This is a genomic window from Bacillus sp. TE9106W, assembly GCF_054062215.1.
Map to the genome: position 1 here is coordinate 181513 of NZ_JBSSFA010000004.1, position 19385 is coordinate 200897.

At 37.5% G+C, this 19385-nt stretch carries 21 protein-coding genes; all 21 read right to left on the reverse strand.

Features of this window, described 5'->3' with window-relative positions:
* Positions 1-12: 12 nt before the first annotated feature.
* The 21 genes from rpsB to ftsY all read right to left on the reverse strand — a co-directional run bounded on the left by rpsB (position 13) and on the right by ftsY (position 19382).
* Complete coding sequence (gene rpsB, locus ACVWY7_RS09875; RefSeq protein ID WP_000111483.1) at positions 13-714, reverse strand: 30S ribosomal protein S2; 702 nt, start codon at positions 712-714, stop codon at positions 13-15.
* Positions 715-1065: 351 nt separating this feature from the next.
* Entirely contained in the window at positions 1066-1845 is a 780-nt protein-coding gene (gene codY / locus ACVWY7_RS09880; protein WP_000421288.1) for a GTP-sensing pleiotropic transcriptional regulator CodY, read from the reverse strand.
* 77 nt (positions 1846-1922) lie between these two features.
* Positions 1923-3314: an ATP-dependent protease ATPase subunit HslU gene (hslU, locus tag ACVWY7_RS09885; RefSeq protein ID WP_000550088.1), complete on the reverse strand. Its 1392-nt coding sequence runs from the start codon at positions 3312-3314 to the stop codon at positions 1923-1925.
* A 22-nt stretch (positions 3315-3336) separates the two neighbouring features.
* The gene (gene hslV, locus ACVWY7_RS09890) at positions 3337-3879 is read right to left on the reverse strand and encodes an ATP-dependent protease proteolytic subunit HslV (RefSeq protein WP_000526272.1); all 543 of its coding nucleotides are present in this window, start codon (positions 3877-3879) and stop codon (positions 3337-3339) included.
* A 42-nt stretch (positions 3880-3921) separates the two neighbouring features.
* Positions 3922-4821 carry a tyrosine recombinase XerC gene (gene xerC / locus ACVWY7_RS09895; protein ID WP_001101227.1) on the reverse strand — a complete coding sequence of 300 codons (900 nt, stop codon included), beginning with the start codon at positions 4819-4821 and terminating at the stop codon, positions 3922-3924.
* A 65-nt stretch (positions 4822-4886) separates the two neighbouring features.
* Positions 4887-6191: an FADH(2)-oxidizing methylenetetrahydrofolate--tRNA-(uracil(54)-C(5))-methyltransferase TrmFO gene (trmFO, locus tag ACVWY7_RS09900; RefSeq protein ID WP_001991958.1), complete on the reverse strand. Its 1305-nt coding sequence runs from the start codon at positions 6189-6191 to the stop codon at positions 4887-4889.
* A 50-nt stretch (positions 6192-6241) separates the two neighbouring features.
* On the reverse strand, positions 6242-8320 hold the full coding sequence (gene topA, locus ACVWY7_RS09905; protein ID WP_001286969.1) for a type I DNA topoisomerase: 2079 nt from the start codon (positions 8318-8320) through the stop codon (positions 6242-6244).
* A gap of 144 nt (positions 8321-8464) precedes the next feature.
* Positions 8465-9334, reverse strand: a complete 870-nt coding sequence (gene dprA, locus ACVWY7_RS09910) for a DNA-processing protein DprA (RefSeq protein ID WP_000818035.1) — start codon at positions 9332-9334, stop codon at positions 8465-8467.
* 87 nt (positions 9335-9421) lie between these two features.
* Positions 9422-10324 (reverse strand): succinate--CoA ligase subunit alpha, encoded by a 903-nt coding sequence (gene sucD / locus ACVWY7_RS09915; RefSeq protein ID WP_000115178.1) that lies wholly within the window; start codon positions 10322-10324, stop codon positions 9422-9424.
* 20 nt (positions 10325-10344) lie between these two features.
* Positions 10345-11505: an ADP-forming succinate--CoA ligase subunit beta gene (gene sucC / locus ACVWY7_RS09920; protein WP_001020785.1), complete on the reverse strand. Its 1161-nt coding sequence runs from the start codon at positions 11503-11505 to the stop codon at positions 10345-10347.
* A gap of 193 nt (positions 11506-11698) precedes the next feature.
* Positions 11699-12472 (reverse strand): ribonuclease HII, encoded by a 774-nt coding sequence (gene rnhB, locus ACVWY7_RS09925; protein ID WP_456523766.1) that lies wholly within the window; start codon positions 12470-12472, stop codon positions 11699-11701.
* Between the two features lie 51 nt (positions 12473-12523).
* Complete coding sequence (gene ylqF, locus ACVWY7_RS09930; protein ID WP_000236695.1) at positions 12524-13414, reverse strand: ribosome biogenesis GTPase YlqF; 891 nt, start codon at positions 13412-13414, stop codon at positions 12524-12526.
* A gap of 20 nt (positions 13415-13434) precedes the next feature.
* A complete protein-coding gene (gene lepB / locus ACVWY7_RS09935) occupies positions 13435-13986 on the reverse strand; it encodes a signal peptidase I (RefSeq protein ID WP_000711857.1) in 552 nt (183 codons plus the stop codon).
* Between the two features lie 101 nt (positions 13987-14087).
* Positions 14088-14432 carry a 50S ribosomal protein L19 gene (gene rplS, locus ACVWY7_RS09940; protein WP_001186516.1) on the reverse strand — a complete coding sequence of 115 codons (345 nt, stop codon included), beginning with the start codon at positions 14430-14432 and terminating at the stop codon, positions 14088-14090.
* Between the two features lie 146 nt (positions 14433-14578).
* Positions 14579-15313: a tRNA (guanosine(37)-N1)-methyltransferase TrmD gene (trmD, locus tag ACVWY7_RS09945; protein WP_000686892.1), complete on the reverse strand. Its 735-nt coding sequence runs from the start codon at positions 15311-15313 to the stop codon at positions 14579-14581.
* Positions 15313-15828, reverse strand: coding sequence for a ribosome maturation factor RimM (gene rimM, locus ACVWY7_RS09950; protein ID WP_000170268.1), 516 nt, complete (start codon positions 15826-15828; stop codon positions 15313-15315). The genes trmD and rimM overlap by 1 nt, the downstream gene beginning before the upstream one ends.
* Before the next feature lie 120 nt (positions 15829-15948).
* On the reverse strand, positions 15949-16176 hold the full coding sequence (locus ACVWY7_RS09955; protein ID WP_000737395.1) for a KH domain-containing protein: 228 nt from the start codon (positions 16174-16176) through the stop codon (positions 15949-15951).
* Between the two features lie 14 nt (positions 16177-16190).
* Entirely contained in the window at positions 16191-16463 is a 273-nt protein-coding gene (rpsP, locus tag ACVWY7_RS09960) for a 30S ribosomal protein S16 (RefSeq protein ID WP_000268750.1), read from the reverse strand.
* A gap of 100 nt (positions 16464-16563) precedes the next feature.
* A complete protein-coding gene (gene ffh, locus ACVWY7_RS09965; protein WP_073524645.1) occupies positions 16564-17913 on the reverse strand; it encodes a signal recognition particle protein in 1350 nt (449 codons plus the stop codon).
* Positions 17914-17925: 12 nt separating this feature from the next.
* The gene (locus tag ACVWY7_RS09970; protein ID WP_000891062.1) at positions 17926-18258 is read right to left on the reverse strand and encodes a putative DNA-binding protein; all 333 of its coding nucleotides are present in this window, start codon (positions 18256-18258) and stop codon (positions 17926-17928) included.
* A 134-nt stretch (positions 18259-18392) separates the two neighbouring features.
* Positions 18393-19382, reverse strand: coding sequence for a signal recognition particle-docking protein FtsY (gene ftsY, locus ACVWY7_RS09975; protein ID WP_073524647.1), 990 nt, complete (start codon positions 19380-19382; stop codon positions 18393-18395).
* Between the last annotated feature and the right edge of the window lie 3 nt (positions 19383-19385).

Here is a 19385-nt window from a genome sequence, read left to right on the forward strand (position 1 = left end):
TTTCCAACTTTGTTACGCAGTAACAGTTTCTTCACCTTGTTTTGCTTCAAGGATCGCGTCTGCCATTTTAGATGTAAGAAGTTTTACAGCACGAATTGCATCATCGTTTGCTGGGATAACGTGATCGATTTCGTCTGGATCACAGTTTGTATCAACGATACCGATGATTGGAATGTGTAATTTGCGTGCTTCAGCAACTGCAATACGCTCTTTACGAGGGTCTACTACGAATAATGCACTTGGAAGACCTTTCATATCTTTAATACCGCCTAAGAATTTCTCAAGACGCTCTAACTCTTTTTTAAGTTGAACAACTTCTTTCTTAGGTAGTACTTCGAAAGTACCATCTTCTTGCATTCTTTCGATGTCTTTAAGACGCTTGATACGCTTTTGGATTGTTTGGAAGTTAGTTAAAGTTCCACCTAACCAACGTTGGTTAACGAAGTACATACCAGCACGAGTTGCTTCTTCTTTAATAGCTTCTTGTGCTTGTTTTTTAGTACCTACGAATAAGATGTCTCCGCCTTCAGCAGCGATGTCACGCATAACTTTGAAAGCTTCCTCAACTTTTTTCACAGTTTTTTGTAAGTCGATGATGTAGATACCGTTACGCTCTGTGAAAATGTAACGCTTCATTTTTGGGTTCCAACGACGAGTTTGATGTCCGAAATGAACACCAGCTTCAAGCAATTGCTTCATAGAAATTACTGACATAATATAGTTCCTCCTAAATGGTTTTTGATATCCTCCGTTTACTTCATCTCTAAGCGAAACTACAAACGTAGCACCAACACTTAAATCAGTAAACGTGTGTACTTTGTACTGACACCACTGCTTACTATATCATACTGAAATATTACAATCAAGTCGAAAATGCGAACAATGTAAAACTTTCTTTGTTCATACTCGAATTCTAGTATTACCAGCCTGCATTTCTTTTAAGCAAAAAAGTGAAATGCAATTCATAGTTTTTCACAAAAATGGGATTATGACGCTATTTGCTAACAACATCAATCTGTTATACACAAAAAAACTCTCCTCAAAGAATGAGGAGAGTTTTTTAAATTAGTTTGTTTTTAATTTAGCAAGTTCATGTAAGAATTTGTCGTTTAATACTTTAATGTATGTTCCTTTCATACCTAAAGAACGCGACTCAATTACACCAGCACTTTCTAATTTACGAAGTGCATTTACGATTACCGAACGAGTGATTCCTACGCGGTCAGCAATTTTACTTGCAACAAGTAAACCTTCTGTTCCGTTTAATTCTTCGAAGATGTGCTCGATCGCTTCTAACTCACTGTAAGATAATGAGCTGATCGCCATTTGAACAACAGCTTTGCTACGTGCTTCTTCTTCGATTTCTTCTGCTTTTTCACGTAAAATTTCCATACCTACAACAGTTGAGCTGTACTCAGCAAGAATTAAATCATCATCTAAGAACTCTTGACCAAGACGAGCTAAAACTAATGTACCTAGACGCTCACCGCCACCAACGATCGGTACGATTGTAGTTAAACCTTGACCAAATAATTCTTTATTTTCTACTGGGAATGCTGTGTAAGCACTGTTTACATCTAAGTTTGAAGATGTTTCTGTAATGTTGAATAAGCTTTGTGTATACTCTTCTGGGAATTGACGTTCTGCAAGCATTTGTTTCATACGCTCATTCTCGATTTGTTGGTGAATTGCATAACCTAGTAATTTACCACGACGGCTTACTACGAATACGTTCGCTTCGATTACTTCACACATTGTGTCAGACATTTCTCTAAAGTTTACAGGCTTTCCTGCTGCGCTCTGTAATAACGCATTTAATTTTCTTGTTTTTGCTAATAATTCCATTTCAAAAGTTCCTCCTACATGTTACTCACATATTTTTTCATCACTTGGAAACTAGGGCGAGTCACCTGATGACACTATTACAAAATAAACTGGCTCACATCTTTATTTTTAGCAATCGTTGCTAATTTCTCCTCAACGTATTGAGGTGTTATCGTTATTTTCTCTAACGTAATTTCAGATGCTTCAAACGATAAATCTTCAAGGAGCTTCTCCATAATCGTATGAAGTCTTCTTGCTCCAATATTATCTGTATCCTGATTAACTTGATAAGCAATCTCAGCAATCTTACGAATAGCTTCGTCTGAAAATTCAATTTCTATACCTTCAGTCGCTAATAAAGCCATATATTGTTTAATCAACGCATTGTCAGGCTCGATTAATATTTTAACAAAATCATCAGTTGATAATTTTGTTAATTCTACTCGAATCGGAAATCTCCCTTGTAATTCCGGAATTAAATCTGACGGTTTAGACATATGAAACGCTCCAGCTGCAACGAATAAAATATAATCCGTTTTTACTGATCCGTATTTTGTCGCAACATTTGATCCTTCTACAATTGGTAAAATGTCACGTTGCACACCTTCACGTGATACATCTACGCTATTCGACTGCTTACCAGCAATTTTGTCAATTTCATCGATAAAAATAATCCCGAGCTGTTCAGCACGATAAACAGCCTCTTGTGTAACTTCATCCATATCAATTAAGCGCTGTGCTTCCTCATTTGTCAAGACTTTTCTTGCTTCTTTTACAGAAAGTTTACGTTTTTTTGTTTTTTTCGGCATAAAACTTCCTAACGCATCTTGGAAATTCATCCCCATTTGTTCCATGCCAGTTCCTTGCAACATATCGAACATAGAAGACTGTTGTTCAGTCACTTCAATCGATACAATTTCATCTTCAAGAAGCCCCGCAGCAAGCTTTCTTTCCACATCTTGACGTTTCTTTTCGATTTCAACATCTTCCTGTGAATCTGTTGTTTGATTCGAATTTTGAGTGCCACCAAATAGCATTTCTAATGGGTTTTTAAATCCAGATTGCTTCTCCGGACTCGGCACTAAAATTTCAACAAGACGTTGGTTCGCTTGTTCTTCTGCTTTGTCTTGTACTTTAACTACCATTTCTTCTTTCACGATACGAACGGACGTTTCCACAAGGTCACGTACCATCGATTCAACATCTCTACCCACATATCCAACTTCTGTAAATTTCGTAGCTTCAACCTTAATAAAAGGTGCTCCAACGAGTTTCGCCATTCGTCGTGCTACCTCTGTTTTACCAACACCTGTCGGTCCAATCATTAAAATATTTTTAGGTGCAATTTCATCACGTAGATTTTCAGCTAATTTACTTCGGCGGTATCGATTTCTTAAAGCTACAGCAACCGCTTTCTTCGCATCTTTTTGACCGATAATGTATTGATCTAATTTTTCCACAATTTGACGCGGAGTAAAATGTAAATGCATATAGAATGCCTCCCTTACGATTCTACAATTCTTCCACAATTATGTTGTGGTTTGTATAAACACAAATATCGCCAGCAATTTCTAAACTCGCTTTCGCAATTTGCTTCGCTGTTAAATGTTCACTTGCATATTGTTTTAAAGCACGACCTGCTGAAAGCGCATAATTCCCGCCAGATCCAATTGCTAAAATACCATCATCCGGTTCAATCACTTCTCCCGTACCTGAAACAAGGAGCATCGTTGTTTTATCCATGACAATGAGCATCGCTTCTAGCTGACGTAACATTTTGTCGCCGCGCCATTGTTTTGCCATCTCAACAGCAGCACGCTGCAAGTTTCCATTGTACTCTTCTAATTTCCCTTCAAACATTTCAAAAAGAGTAAATGCATCAGCAACCGAACCTGCAAAACCAGCTAAAACTTTCCCTTGGAAAAGTTTACGAACTTTACGAGCTGTATGTTTCATTACAACAGCATTCCCCATCGTCACCTGGCCATCTCCAGCCATTGCACATTCTCCATTATGATGAACTGCAAATATCGTTGTAGCGTGGAAATTTCCCATAGAAAAAACTCCTTTATATGTTTTTATAGCTTTAAAAGCAATTTATGCCCGTGGGTGATGCTTCATGTAGACAGAACGCAATCTTTCTTTAGAGACATGCGTATAAATTTGTGTCGTCGACAAATTTTCATGACCGAGTAGCTCCTGTACAGTACGTAAATCTGCCCCTTCATCTAACATATGTGTAGCAAATGTATGCCTTAACATATGGGGACTTATCCGCATTGTCAGTGAAGCTTTCTTAATGAGTTCATTTAATACATAGCGTACCCCTCGACTTGTCAGCGGCGTCCCTTTCGCATTTAAAAATACCATATGAGATTGCTCTTCAGTTTTCTCGGCTAACTGTTTTCTCCCGTTCTCTATATAAGTAATTAAAGCATCTTGTGCATAGCTCCCGAACGGAATATATCTTTGTTTTTTTCCTTTTCCCATTACTAAAATTGTTCCCACTGCAAAGTCAATATCGGTAAGTTGTAAATTGACACATTCACTCACACGGATCCCAGTCGCATACATCAATTCTAATAAAGCTTGATTCCTTTGACCTAACGGGGTTTCCGTATCAGAAACTTCAAACAATTCCTCTAATTCTTCAGCGTATAAAAACTTTGGGATTGACAATTCTTTTTTGGGGAGTGACGCAAGTGCAAACGGATTATCTTTCCGATAACCTTCACGCATCAAAAAGCGATATAAACTTCGTAAGCTTGATACTTTTCTTGCGACAGATTTACGGGCTAACTTTTCATCGTGCAACGTCGTTAAGTACAAACGAACATCCGCGTATGTAATATCTAAAAAAGAGGATATGCCTTCTCGCTCCATAAATTGCACAAAATGTTCTAAATCATTTTGATAACTTGCAATTGTATATTTTGAATAATTTCTTTCAATTTGTAAATATCCAACGAATAATTGTAACAATTTCTTCACATTCACACAATTCACCTCAATAAAGGCTACTAAATCGTATCACAACTTAGTAGCCTTTGCAAGAAATTTAACTAAATATTTACAAAATTTCGAATCGTTTCTAAAGCGCGTGTTGCATAGGCTTCATTACGTTCTGCTTTCTTCTTAATTTTCTTCTCTAACGGTGCAAACAGACCGAAGTTCGCATTCATTGGTTGGAAGTTTTTCGCGTTTGTCGCAGTAATATAATTCGCCATACTTCCCATTGCAGTTACAGGTGGTAATACAACCGGCTCTTCACCTTTTACAAGTCGAGCAGCGTTGATACCCGCTAACAATCCTGAAGCTGCCGATTCAACATATCCCTCTACTCCAGTCATTTGACCAGCGAAGAATAAATCATCACGTTGTTTATATTGGTATGTTGGACGAAGCAAGTTAGGTGAATTAATAAACGTATTACGATGCATTACACCATAACGTACAATCTCTGCGTTTTCCAGTCCTGGAATCAACTGTAACACTTCTTTTTGTGGTCCCCATTTTAAATGCGTTTGGAAACCTACGATATTATATAACGTTCCCGCTGCATCATCTTGACGTAATTGAACAACAGCATATGGCGTTTTCCCTGTTTTCGGATCTTCTAATCCAACAGGTTTCATCGGTCCAAATACTAGTGTTTGTCTTCCTCTACTTGCCATAACTTCTACCGGCATACAACCTTCAAAGAAAATTTCTTTTTCAAATTCTTTTAAAGGTACTGTTTCAGCAGCGATTAAAGCCTCGTAAAAACGGTCAAATTCCTCTTCCGTCATTGGGCAGTTTAAATATGCCGCTTCACCTTTATCGTAACGAGATTTTAAATACACCTTATTCATATCAATGCTGTCTTTCTCAACAATCGGTGCTGCAGCATCATAGAAATAAAAGTAGTCTTCACCCGTTAATTCTTTTAATTGTGCAGAAAGATCCGGTGACGTAAGTGGACCTGTCGCGATAATAGTAGGACCTTCTGGAATTTCAGTGATTTCTTCATTCATCACAGTTACGTTCGGATGGTTTTTCACATATTCCGTTACTTTTGCCGCAAATTCATGACGATCTACCGCTAAAGCTCCTCCTGCTGGTACAGAGCACTCATCAGCTGCACGAATAATAACAGAATCCATTAAACGCATTTCTTCTTTAATAACACCAACAGCATTTGTTAATGTGTTTGCGCGAAGTGAGTTACTACATACTAATTCTGCAAATTTATCTGTGTGATGAGCTGGCGTTTGCCTTACCGGTCTCATTTCATATAATCTTACTTGGACACCACGTTTTGCAATTTGATAAGCTGCTTCACTTCCTGCAAGACCTGCGCCAATGACGTTTACTACTTGTGTTGTCATATATTTATCACCTTTCCTTTTCTTCCCGAAAAAAATGTGAGCAGTTACGCTCACATTTGTTGTTCTTCTTCATAATCACACGAAATACATTGTACTTGTACGCCCTTTTTCAACTTCTTCTCTACTAGCATACCTTCACACTTCGGACATTTACGGCCAATCGGCTTATCCCAAGATACAAAGTCACACTCTGGATACGTACCGCATCCATAGAAAAGACGTTTCTTTTTATTACTACGACGTTCAATAATTTGACCTTTATCACATTTCGGACAAGTAACACCGATTTCTTTCACAATCGGTTTTGTATTACGACAATCTGGGAAATTCGAGCAAGCCATAAATTTCCCGTATTTACCCATTTTAAAGACCATTGGGTGATTACATAATTCACAGTCTTCCCCAGCTGGTTCATCTTTAATTTCTACTTCACGCATTTCTTTTTCCGCTTTTTCTAAACGCGGTTCAAACCCTACGTAGAAATCATCAACAATTTTTACCCAATTTGCATTTCCTTCTTCTACTTCATCGAGGCTTTGCTCCATGTTAGCAGTAAATTCAATGTTAATAATTTCTGGGAAAAACTCTAAAATAAGTTCAATTACTATTTCACCAAGTTCAGTTGGAACGAAGCGTTTATTATCCAAACCTACATATCCACGTTTTTGAATCGTTTCAAGTGTCGGTACGTAAGTCGACGGTCTTCCAATTCCAAGCTCTTCAAGTGTTCTTACTAGACGAGCCTCAGTATAGCGCGGCGGAGGTTGTGTAAAGTGCTGCTTCGGTTCTAAATCCTTCGAAAATACGGTTTCCCCTACTTCTAAAGGTGGCAACATCTTATCCTTTTCTTCAGCCCCGTCATCTTTCGACTCTACATACACTTTCATAAATCCTGGGAACTTTACAACCGATCCACTTGCACGGAACTGAACATTGTTATTAATGAGTCTCGCTGTCACAGTATCCATTATAGCAGACGCCATTTGACTTGCAACAAATCGCTCCCAAATCAATTTATACAATCGAAGTTGATCACGACTTAAGAAACTCTTTAATTCCTCTGGCTTTCTCATTACCGAAGTAGGACGAATTGCCTCATGCGCATCTTGTGCGTTCGACTTCTTCGTTTCTTTCTTCTTTTCTGCTCCTATGTATTCCGTACCATACGCCTCAGTAATATAAGTACGTGCCTCTGTTTGAGCTGTTTCTGAGATACGTGTTGAATCAGTTCTCATATACGTAATAAGACCTACAGTTCCTTGTTTTCCAAGATCGATCCCTTCATACAATTGCTGCGCAAGCATCATCGTTTTCTTTGCTCGCATGTTTAACTTACGCGCTGCCTCTTGTTGCAAGGAAGATGTTGTAAATGGTAATGCAGGATTACGTTTTCGCTCTTTTCGCGTTACATTTTCAACTGAGAACGCATTATCTTTCAGCTGTTCAATTATTTCATTCACTTGTGTTTCATTCGTTAATTGAACTTTTTCACCATCTACACCGTAAAAGCTTGCTTCAAATGTGTCTTTCCCTTTCACAAATTCTGTTTTAATTGTCCAGAATTCTTCAGGCTCGAAACTTTGAATTTCTCTTTCACGTTCGATAATTAAACGAACTGCTACCGATTGTACGCGCCCTGCACTTAATCCTTTTTTTACTTTCTTCCATAATAAAGGACTAATATTGTAACCAACAAGACGATCTAGTATACGTCTTGCTTGTTGTGCATCTACTAAATCCATGTTAATCGCACGAGGATGTTTGAATGATTCTTTTATTGCATCTTTTGTAATCTCATTAAACACAACTCGGCAATCTGATTCAACGTCCACATTTAACGTATTGGCTAAATGCCAAGCAATAGCTTCTCCTTCGCGGTCTGGATCGGCCGCGAGATAGACTTTCTTTGCTTTTTTCGCCGCTGATTTTAAGTCTTTTAAGACGGGACCTTTACCACGAATGGTAATATACTTCGGGGTGAAGTTGTTCTTTACTTCTATCCCCATTTGGCTTTTAGGTAAATCGCGAACGTGTCCCATAGACGCGACAACTTTGTATTTTTTCCCTAAATATTTCTCAATGGTCTTCGCCTTAGAAGGCGACTCCACGATTACGAGGTAATCTGACATGCTAGTGCCTCCTTAAGAGGTGGATTCAAGTCTTCATTAATCTTATTGATTTCTCTTGTTTTTGTCAATCAAGAATGAATATACCATACAGTGCCTATCTACCATTTGTCAATAATTGTTTAATAAAAACATAAAAATATAAGATTAATTTAAAATCTCTTCTAGTATATCTTCTGCATTTCTTACTAGTTTCGCCCCTTGTTGAATAAGATGATTTGTTCCTGATGCACTATCTGTAAATATAGGTCCAGGAAGTGCAAATACCTCTCTATTTTGCTCTAGAGCAAGGTCTGCAGTAATAAGTGTTCCACTTCTCGATTTCGCTTCTACAACTAAAACACCTTTACTTATACCACTAATAATTCGATTCCTTTTTGGAAAATACCATTTTTTTGGTGCATAGTGCGGAGGATACTCTGTTAATAACAATATATATTCATTCCACGCTTCATATAAATATCGATTCTCTTTTGGATATATATACGATAATCCATGTCCTAGTATCGCAATTGTTGGACAATGCCGTCTCACTGTAATCTCATGAGACATCGTATCTATCCCTCTTGCAAATCCACTGACAATAAGCCATTCCTTTTCTAATAATGGATGTAAAATAAATTCTAAACTCTCATGTCCATATAAAGTTGGTTCTCTCGTTCCAACAACCGCTAATTTATTCGCTTTATTGAGAAAATCCTTCTCTCCTTTTCCATATAATACGAAGGGAGGATCTTGTATTTCACGTAATAATTTTGGATAATCTTTATCCCATATTGTCATATAAAAAATTCGATTTTTCTTTAAATAAGATATATATTGCGGGAGATTTGAACTTTGAAGAAAATTTACTAATTCTGAAGATTTTTTCGAGGATATTCCAGTGTAACATTCCATTTGTTTTGCATTAAAAGTGTATATTCCCTTCAATTCTGGATCGACATGTAATAGCCTTTCTATCGCCTTCCAATGGTCTGCTAACAAATAATGAAGATGTAACAATCGTTCTCTTTTCATCTCAATTCTCCTTACCCATAATTTTTATTATGTAAACAAGAAGTTTGTAAAAAGACACCTTCAAGCAAGAAGGTGTCTTTCAACAGATTAGTAGTTTTTACAAGTCTCAAATAGACCTTTTTCTTTTAAGACAGAGATTAGCGTTTCCCCCATAACTGCTGGAGTTTCCGCTACTTTAATACCACAAGCTTCCATCGTTTTAATCTTTTCTGCAGCAGTTCCTTTACCGCCAGAAATGATTGCACCAGCATGGCCCATACGTTTGCCAGCAGGCGCTGTTTGGCCGCCAATGAAGCCTACAACAGGTTTTGTCATATTAGCTTTCACCCATTCAGCTGCCTCTTCTTCCGCTGTACCACCGATTTCACCAATCATAATTACAGCATGTGTTTCTTCATCTTCATTAAATGCTTTTAACGCATCAATAAAGTCTGTACCGTTAACTGGGTCTCCGCCGATACCTACAGCAGTAGATTGGCCAATACCTTCTTGTGTTAACTGATGTACAGCCTCATACGTTAATGTACCAGAGCGAGATACGATACCTACATGACCTTTTTTATGAATGTACCCTGGCATAATACCGATTTTACATTCATCAGGCGTAATAACACCTGGGCAGTTCGGTCCAAGTAAACGTGTATGTTTACCAGCCATATATCTCTTTACGTTTACCATATCTAGTACAGGAATTCCTTCGGTAATACATACTACTAAATCAATTTCTGCATCAACTGCTTCCATAATTGCATCAGCCGCAAAAGCGGGTGGAACGTATACAACTGAAGCGTTGGCGCCTGTTGCTTTCACTGCATCTTCTACAGTATCAAATACTGGTACACCTTCAATGTCAGTGCCACCTTTACCTGGCGTTACACCACCGACAATTTTCGTACCGTATTCAATCATTTGTTTTGTGTGGAATAATCCTTGAGAACCTGTAATACCTTGAACAATAACTTTTGTATCTTTATTAACTAATACGCTCATTTTTTCTCCCCCGCTTTCTATTAGCCCACTAGTGAAACAATTTTTTGTGCACCGTCTGCCATAGATTCTGCTGCAACAATATTTAAGCCAGACTCATTTAAAATTTTCTTACCTAACTCAACGTTTGTACCTTCAAGACGTACAACTAAAGGCAATTCAAGACCTACTTGTTTCGTTGCTTCAATAACACCTTCTGCAATAACATCACACTTCATAATGCCACCAAAAATGTTAACGAAGATACCTTTTACATTTTTGTCAGAAAGGATAATTTTAAATGCTTCTGTAACTTTTTCAGCTGTCGCACCGCCACCAACATCTAAGAAGTTAGCTGGATCGCCATGGTAATGTTTAATGATATCCATCGTAGCCATCGCTAAACCTGCACCATTAACCATACAACCGATATTTCCATCTAAAGGAATGTAGTTTAAGTCATATTTAGAAGCTTCGATTTCTTTTGCATCTTCTTCATCAAGATCACGAAGTTCTAAAATGTCTTTATGGCGATATAAAGCGTTAGAATCAAAGTTTAATTTCGCATCTAATGCCATAACTTTACCGTCACCTGTTGTAACAAGTGGATTAATCTCTGCGATAGAACAATCTTTTTCGATAAACGCACGGTATAAGCCCATCATAAACTTCACAGCTTGTCCTACAAGCTCTTTTGGAATATTAATGTTAAATGCAATTCGGCGTGCTTGGAAGCCTTGTAAACCTACTGCTGGATCAATATATTCTTTAAAGATTTTTTCTGGTGTTTTTTCTGCTACTTCTTCAATTTCTGTTCCGCCTTCTTCAGACGCCATTAAAACAACTTGAGAAGTTGCACGATCTAAAACAAGACCTACATAATATTCTTTTTTAATATCGCAACCTTCTTCGATAAGTAAGCGTTTTACTTCCTTACCTTCAGGACCTGTTTGATGTGTCACAAGTGTAGTTCCTAAAATGCTCTCTGCATATGTACGAACTTCATCTAAATTTTTTGCAACTTTTACTCCGCCAGCTTTGCCGCGTCCACCAGCGTGAATTTGTGCTTTTACTACACATACATCCGTTCCTAATTCTTTCGCTGCTTCTACAGCTTCTTCTACTGTAAATGCAACCTTCCCGTTCGGAACGCTAACCCCATAGCTTCTAAGGACTGCCTTACCTTGGTACTCATGGATATTCATGGTCCCATCCTCCCCTGTTTTCCTGTTTTACTCGAAAAGTTTTTTAATGTTTAAAAAACATTACATTGCCATTGTATAAGATGATTGGCACGCTGTCTACAATAAAGTGTCAGAAAACTGAAATCGCTTTATTCTTTTTTGAAAATAGTAATGTTTATATGTGAAAATAAAAAATAAGCTGCGTTTTCGCAGCTTATTTTTGAATCATATCTTTAATTGGCGCAAACGATTTTCGATGTTCTTCTAATACGCCATGCACTTCAATCGCTTCTAAATGTTGTTTCGTACCATATCCCATATGTTGTTCAAATCCATATGCTGGATACTTTTCTCCAAGCTCTTTCATCATACGATCTCTCGTTACTTTCGCAATAATGGATGCAGCTGAAATGGAAATACTTTTCGCATCACCTTTAATGATGGATGTTTGCGGAATTGGTGTAGGAAGTTTCATCGCATCAATTAATAAATATTCTGGTGTACAAGATAAATTCGCAATAGCATCTAACATCGCTTGTTTCGTCGCTTGATAAATATTTATCTCATCAATAACTTGCGGTGATACAATTCCAACTCCAATCGCGATTGCTTTTGCTTTAATTTCATCATAAAAACGCTCTCGCTTCGCCTCACTCAGCTTTTTCGAATCATTTAACCCTGGAATATAAAAATCTTCCGGAAGAACAACAGCTGCCGTCACAACAGGCCCAGCTAGCGGTCCACGACCTACTTCATCTATACCTGCGATATATGTGAGACCTTTTTCACGTAACGCATTTTCATACTTAGACATTTCTAGAAATTTTTCTTTTTCCTTTTGTGCTAACTCTTTTTGTTTATACCACTTCAAAATGAGCTTTTGTACCCCTTTACGTTCATCTTTCATTAATATTTGAAAGCGATCGTCCTCTTCACTCATAATTTCTTTCAGTAAATGTTCCGCTTCTTGAATCGTCACTTTTTGCATTCATGCCACTCCCTTTATATACAAAAAAGAAAAGACGTACAAACGCACGTCTTATGCTTCCTCTACTTTTTCTGCATCTTCTGTCTGCTCTGCAAACTCTTCTGGTGTTTCAAACGTCATTTTTCCAAGTTTGCCACCACGAAGCTCACGAAGTACAAGTTCAGATGTTTTATCATAATCAATCATTCCGCCGCCCATTAAACAGCCTCTATTTTTTCCAATCGCATCAAATAACTCTACGATATCTTCTGGAATGTCATTCAAATTATAACGCTCTTTTAATCGCTCTGGGTAATGTTTCTCCATAAAACGTAGTGCATAAACAGCTACATCTTGTAGATTTAAAATAGAATCTTTAATTGCACCAGTCGTAGCTAGACGCAATCCAACTAATTCGTCTTCAAATTTAGGCCATAGTATACCTGGTGTATCAAGTAATTCCATTTCCTTCCCAACTTTAATCCATTGCTGAGCTGTTGTCACACCAGGACGATCTCCTGTTTTAGCAATATTTTTCTTCGCTAACTTATTAATCAACGTAGATTTACCAACATTCGGTATACCTACAATTAATGCACGAATCGCTCTCGGTCTAATACCTTTCGCAACCATTTTATCAAATTTCTCTTTCACTAATACTTTACAAGCCGCTGCAATTTCCTTCATACCTTGTCCAGCTTGTGCGTTAATTGAAATTGCCATATGGCCTTTTTCTTTAAAATATGCGATCCATTGCTTTGTTAAACGATCATCTGCCATATCGGCTTTATTTAAAACAACAAGCCTCGGTTTATGTGTAATAATCTCATCGATCATCGGATTTCGAGAAGATAAAGGTAATCGAGCATCTACAAGCTCAATTACAACATCAATTAACTTTAATTTTTCTGTTACTTGGCGTCTAGCCTTTGCCATATGTCCCGGGAACCATTGAATTACCATGTTGCCACCTTCTTTTTCTTTTATTTCACAATACGAGCATCTTTTAATGGCCAATATAGTATATTTGCTTTTCCAATCACTTGGTCCATTGAAATTGTACCAATTGAACGGCTATCTTTACTAAAACGACGATTATCGCCTAAAACAAATAATTGACCTTCTGGAACAGTTTTCTTCCCTGTCATTTCTTCAAGAGTAAAATCATATGTAAGCGGTCCGTCAGCAATTTGTTTCTTCTGCTTGTCTAAGTACGGCTCCTCATAAGCCTTTCCGTTAACATATAGTTTATCATTACGATACTCTATTTCATCGCCTGGTAGGCCGATAATACGCTTAATATAATCTTTATCTTCCGTTGCTCGGAATACAATAATATCAAATCGTTTCGGATCTCCTATGTGATAACCAATTTTATTAACAATCATTCGATCGCGATCATGTAAAGTAGATGCCATCGATACTCCATCTACGAGAATTGGTGCAAAGAAAAACTGTCTAATAACACCTGCTAATACAACAGCTATCAAAATTGCCTTGATCCATTCCCAAAGTGAACTCTTTTCTTTCTTCATGCTTTTCCCCTCCACGATTATGTAAGCTGCTCGTATTATATCAAAATTTTATATAGATTGGAAAAAGGGAGCTTGTGCATTTACAAGCTCCCATACATGTCTTATCGAATTTCTTTAATACGTGCTTTTTTACCGCGAAGGTTACGTAAGTAGTATAACTTAGCACGACGTACTTTACCACGGCGAAGTACTTCGATTTTCGCGATTCTTGGCGTGTGAACTGGGAATGTACGCTCTACACCTACACCGTAAGAAATCTTACGAACTGTGAATGTTTCACTAATTCCGCCACCACGACGTTTAATTACAACACCTTCGAAAAGCTGAATTCTTTCACGAGTTCCCTCAACTACTTTTACGTGTACACGTAAAGTGTCTCCAGGACGGAATGAAGGAAGGTCAGTTTTTAATTGGCCTTTTGTAATTTCTGCGATTAATTGTTGCATATTAAATTCTCTCCTTTAAACAGATGCTCTTATAAAGTCTAAATAAATTACAGCGGAACATCGTTAATACGGCCACTGATTTCAGTAGCACAAGTGTTATAATAGCATATTGCTAGGGCTGTTGCAATAGAAAATATATCAAGCCCTTATTTGCCTTCTTTAATCTGTTCTAACCATTTCTTTTCTTGCTTAGACAATTCTCGTTCTTCCAATAAATCCGGTCTACGTGTATATGTACGACGTAGTGATTCTTTATGTCGCCATTCATCAATATTTTTATGATTTCCTGACATTAATACATCCGGCACTTTCATACCACGAAAATCAGCTGGACGTGTATAGTGAGGGTGCTCTAATAAACCAGTACTAAACGAATCCTCGACTTGTGAAGCATGATTTCCTAGTACTCCTGGTAGGAGACGTACAACACTATCGGTAATAACCATAGAGGCTAACTCTCCACCAGTTAATACGTAGTCACCAATAGAAATCTCATCTGTTACGAGGTGTTCACGAATTCGTTCGTCATATCCTTCATAATGCCCACATACAAAGATTAAATGCTCTTCCTCTGCAAGCTCTTCCGCTTTCTTCTGAGTAAATCTTTCACCCTGCGGACACATTAAGACAACTCTCGGCTTACGCTCTGTCTCTTTCGTTAAATCTTCTACAGCATCAAAAATAGGCTGAGGAGTTAATACCATCCCAGCACCACCACCATACGGATAATCATCCACGCTATTATGCTTACTCGTTGTATAATCGCGGAAATTGACAACACGAAGCTCTACCGCTTCTTTTTCTTGTGCTTTCTTTAAAATTGAAGATCCAAACACACCTGTAAACATATCTGGAAACAATGTTAAAATGTCAATTTTCATTATAGTAGCCCTTCCATTACATGAATGGTTACTAATTTATTCTCAATGTTAACTTGAAGCACAACATCATCAATATAAGGAATTAACAAATCTTGACCTTTTGGACGTTTAATTACCCAAACATCATTTGCACCAGGAGATAAAACTTCTTTTATTGTCCCTAACGCTTCTCCTTCTTCCGTTACAACATTGCAGCCAATAATTTCATGATAGTAGTATTCACCTTCAGCTAGTTCACCTAATTGATCTTCAGGCACTTTTAAAAGAGAACCTTTAAACTGTTCTACTTCATTTACATTCCCGTATCCTTCAAATGTCAATAAATCAAATGTTTTATGTTGACGATGAGAAGTAATCTTTACTGGGAAAGGCTCTCCACCTTTTTCATTCGATATGTATAACGTATTCCCTACTTTATATCGCTCTTCTGGAAAGTCAGTACGAGAAACCACACGAATTTCTCCTTTTACGCCATGAGTATTTACAATTTTTCCTACGTTAAACCATTTTGTCATAAACAGTATGTCACCCCTGGTTTCTATATAAATTAAGCATCCCCATTTCTCATATGGAACATGCAACTTCTCTTTAAATGTTAAAAAAGGGAGAGGAATAACTCCTCGCCCTTTTTACGTTTATTGAATTTCCAGTGTTACTTTTTCACTATTGTGATGTCCCACTGAATACAAGAGCATTCGAATTGCTTTCGCAACTTTCCCTTGCTTTCCAATGACTTTTCCAACATCATCAGGATGTACAGTTAATCGATACTTTATCTCTCCGTTGTAAAGTTCCTGTGTAACTTTTACATCTTCAGGATGATCGACAAGAGGCTTGACAATCGTCTCGACTAACTTCTTCATAGTCATTGCCTCAATTACTTACCTTGTTTAGATAAGTGGAATTTCTCCATGATACCTTGGTTAGAGAATAAGTTACGAACTGTATCAGATGGTTTAGCACCATTTCCTAACCATTTTAATGCTGCTTCTTCGTTGATCTTAACTTCAGCTGGTTGAGCAACCGGATTGTAAGTACCGATTTCCTCAATGAAACGTCCGTCACGAGGAGAACGAGAATCTGCAACAACTACACGATAGAAAGGAGTTTTTTTAGCTCCCATACGTTTTAAACGAATTTTAACTGCCATTTATAAAGCACCTCCGAATTTATTTCACACAGATAATTATATTAGCAAAAAGACTATTGCTTTGTAAAGTATTTTTTCTTAACAGAGCCATCTTTTTTCCTTACATGAATGGAAACTTCAATCCACCTAGTCCTTTTTTCTTACCTTTTTGCATTCCAGTCATCGTTTTCATCATCTTTTTCATATCATCAAATTGCTTGATTAAACGATTGATTTCTTGTACCGTTGTACCGCTACCTTTGGCAATGCGTTTTTTGCGACTAGCATTGATTATTTCCGGTTGTTCTCGCTCTAATTTAGTCATAGAACGAATAATTGCCTCAATATGCCCAATTTGTTTTTCATCAACTTGTGCATTTTTCAGCCCTTTAATTTTATTTGCACCAGGAAGCATCCCTAACAATTCATCTAGCGGTCCAAGTTGACGCACTTGTCCAAGTTGTTCTAGGAAATCGTCAAGGGTAAACGAAAGCGTACGCATTTTTTGCTCAAGTTCTTTTGCTTTCTCTTCATCAACTGTAGCTTGCGCTTTTTCAATTAATGTTAAGACGTCTCCCATCCCTAAAATACGGGATGCCATACGTTCTGGATGGAACGCTTCAATTGCATCTAGTTTTTCACCCATACCAGCAAATTTAATTGGCGTATTTGTAACAGCTTTAATAGATAATGCCGCACCACCGCGCGTATCACCATCTAATTTCGTTAATACAACCCCTGTTAAACCTAACTGTTCATGGAAACTTTGTGCAACATTTACCGCGTCTTGTCCTGTCATCGCATCGACAACAAGGAAAATTTCATCCGGTTTCGCAACTTCTTTCACTTTCGCTAATTCATCCATTAGTTCTTCATCAATATGCAGGCGACCTGCTGTATCAATTAAAACATAATCATGATGATCTTCTTTCGCTTTTACAATCGCTTGTTTCGCAATTTCAACAGGACTTACTTGATCTCCTAAAGAGAATACAGGCATGTCCAATTGCTTCCCTAATGTTTCAAGCTGTTTAATCGCTGCAGGACGGTAAATATCCGCTGCAACAAGCATCGGTTTACGATTATGCTTTTTACGAAGCAAATTCGCCAGTTTACCTGTCGTCGTTGTTTTACCTGCACCTTGCAGACCAACCATCATAATAACAGTCGGTGGCTTATTAGCAACAGCAATTTTGCTTTGCTCTCCGCCCATAAGTTCTGTAAGTTCTTCCTGTACAACTTTAATTACTTGTTGTCCAGGTGTCAAACTTTTCATTACATCTTGTCCGACAGCACGTTCAGACACACGCTTTACAAAATCTTTTACTACTTTAAAGTTAACGTCCGCTTCTAAAAGAGCTAGACGAACTTCTCTCATCATTTCTTTCACATCGGCTTCAGAAACTTTTCCTTTGCCGCGGATTTTTTGCATCGTCTGTTGAAGTCGGTCGGCTAATCCTTCAAATGCCATATTGCCGCCCTCCTAATCTAATTTTTCGATAGCTTCAACAACTTGTTTCATTTCTTCATTCACATGCTCTTCTTCGCTGATTAGCTGTTTTAGCTTTGCAACAAGTCGCTGTCGCTCTTGAAACTTTTGAAGTAATACTAATTTTTCTTCATATTCTTCAAGCATCGCTTCAGTCCGTTTAATGTTATCATACACGGCTTGGCGACTTACATCAAATTCTTCCGCAATTTCACCAAGAGATAAATCATCTAGATAATAAAGCGACATATAACTTCTTTGTTTTTGCGTTAACAACGATTGATAAAAATCAAATAAATAGTTCATTCTCGTTGTTTTTTCGAGCATGTTGGATCATCCTTTGTTAAGTGATTTCCCTTTACATGAATTAGTTTACATGGAGTACAAAAGAGTGTCAAGTTTTTTTCTTAACATCACATATTTTTTATAGAAAAAGAAGCGGAAAATACCGCTCCTTTCACTTATACTTCTTCTGTTTCTACTAAGTTCGCAAATAAACCATATACATATTGTTCTGGATTGAACTGTTGCAGATCATCCATTTGTTCTCCTAATCCAACGAATTTCACCGGTACATCCATTTCGTTACGAATCGCTAATACAATACCACCTTTAGCAGTTCCATCTAACTTCGTTAAAACAATACCAGTGACATTCGTTGCTTCACGGAATGTTTTCGCTTGACTTAAACCGTTTTGTCCCGTTGTAGCATCAATAACAAGTAATACTTCATGAGGAGCTCCTGGTACTTCACGCTCAATTACACGCTTTACTTTCTCTAACTCTTTCATTAAGTTCACTTTATTTTGTAAACGTCCTGCTGTATCACATAGTAATACATCTACTTTACGTGCTTTTGCAGCTTGTACCGCATCATACATAACCGCTGCTGGATCAGATCCTGATCCTTGTTTAATCACTTCTACCCCAACGCGATCGCCCCAAACTTCTAATTGTTCAATCGCTCCAGCACGGAATGTATCTCCTGCCGCTAATAAGACAGACTTACCTTCTGATTTAAACTTATGAGCCATCTTACCAATTGTTGTCGTTTTACCTACACCATTAACACCAACAAATAAAACAACTGTCAAGCCATCCTTTTGCATATTAACTTCATTAGTAAAATCGCTGTCACCTTTATAAATTTCTATTAATTTTTCCGAAATAACAGCTTGTACTTCTCTTGGGTCTTGAATATTACGACGTTGCACTTCTTCTTTTAGCTGGTCAATTAATTCCATTACTGTTGAGACGCCAACATCTGCACCGATTAAGATTTCTTCTAATTCCTCGAAGAAATCTTCATCTACTTTACGGTAACGAAAGACTAAATCATTTACTTTATCCGCAAACGAATTTCTCGTTTTTTCTAATCCTTGTTTAAACTTCTCTGTTACCGTATCCGTTTGTTTTGAAATTTTTTCTTTTAGTTTTTTAAAAAAGCTCATACT

Coding starts and splice junctions, on each gene's coding strand:
- codY (WP_000421288.1), bottom strand. CDS start 1,845: ATGGAATTATTAGCAAAAACAAGAAAATTAAATGCGTTATTACAGAGC.
- sucD (WP_000115178.1), bottom strand. CDS start 10,324: ATGAGCGTATTAGTTAATAAAGATACAAAAGTTATTGTTCAAGGTATT.
- ACVWY7_RS09970 (WP_000891062.1), bottom strand. CDS start 18,258: ATGCTCGAAAAAACAACGAGAATGAACTATTTATTTGATTTTTATCAA.
- hslU (WP_000550088.1), bottom strand. CDS start 3,314: ATGCATTTACATTTTACTCCGCGTCAAATTGTGGAAAAATTAGATCAA.
- sucC (WP_001020785.1), bottom strand. CDS start 11,505: ATGAATATCCATGAGTACCAAGGTAAGGCAGTCCTTAGAAGCTATGGG.
- ylqF (WP_000236695.1), bottom strand. CDS start 13,414: ATGGTAATTCAATGGTTCCCGGGACATATGGCAAAGGCTAGACGCCAA.
- hslV (WP_000526272.1), bottom strand. CDS start 3,879: ATGGGAAATTTCCACGCTACAACGATATTTGCAGTTCATCATAATGGA.
- rpsB (WP_000111483.1), bottom strand. CDS start 714: ATGTCAGTAATTTCTATGAAGCAATTGCTTGAAGCTGGTGTTCATTTC.
- rplS (WP_001186516.1), bottom strand. CDS start 14,432: ATGCAACAATTAATCGCAGAAATTACAAAAGGCCAATTAAAAACTGAC.
- ftsY (WP_073524647.1), bottom strand. CDS start 19,382: ATGAGCTTTTTTAAAAAACTAAAAGAAAAAATTTCAAAACAAACGGAT.
- dprA (WP_000818035.1), bottom strand. CDS start 9,334: ATGAAAAGAGAACGATTGTTACATCTTCATTATTTGTTAGCAGACCAT.
- ACVWY7_RS09955 (WP_000737395.1), bottom strand. CDS start 16,176: ATGAAGAAGTTAGTCGAGACGATTGTCAAGCCTCTTGTCGATCATCCT.
- ffh (WP_073524645.1), bottom strand. CDS start 17,913: ATGGCATTTGAAGGATTAGCCGACCGACTTCAACAGACGATGCAAAAA.
- trmD (WP_000686892.1), bottom strand. CDS start 15,313: ATGAAAATTGACATTTTAACATTGTTTCCAGATATGTTTACAGGTGTG.
- lepB (WP_000711857.1), bottom strand. CDS start 13,986: ATGAAGAAAGAAAAGAGTTCACTTTGGGAATGGATCAAGGCAATTTTG.
- trmFO (WP_001991958.1), bottom strand. CDS start 6,191: ATGACAACACAAGTAGTAAACGTCATTGGCGCAGGTCTTGCAGGAAGT.
- topA (WP_001286969.1), bottom strand. CDS start 8,320: ATGTCAGATTACCTCGTAATCGTGGAGTCGCCTTCTAAGGCGAAGACC.
- rimM (WP_000170268.1), bottom strand. CDS start 15,828: ATGACAAAATGGTTTAACGTAGGAAAAATTGTAAATACTCATGGCGTA.
- rnhB (WP_456523766.1), bottom strand. CDS start 12,472: ATGCAAAAAGTGACGATTCAAGAAGCGGAACATTTACTGAAAGAAATT.
- rpsP (WP_000268750.1), bottom strand. CDS start 16,463: ATGGCAGTTAAAATTCGTTTAAAACGTATGGGAGCTAAAAAAACTCCT.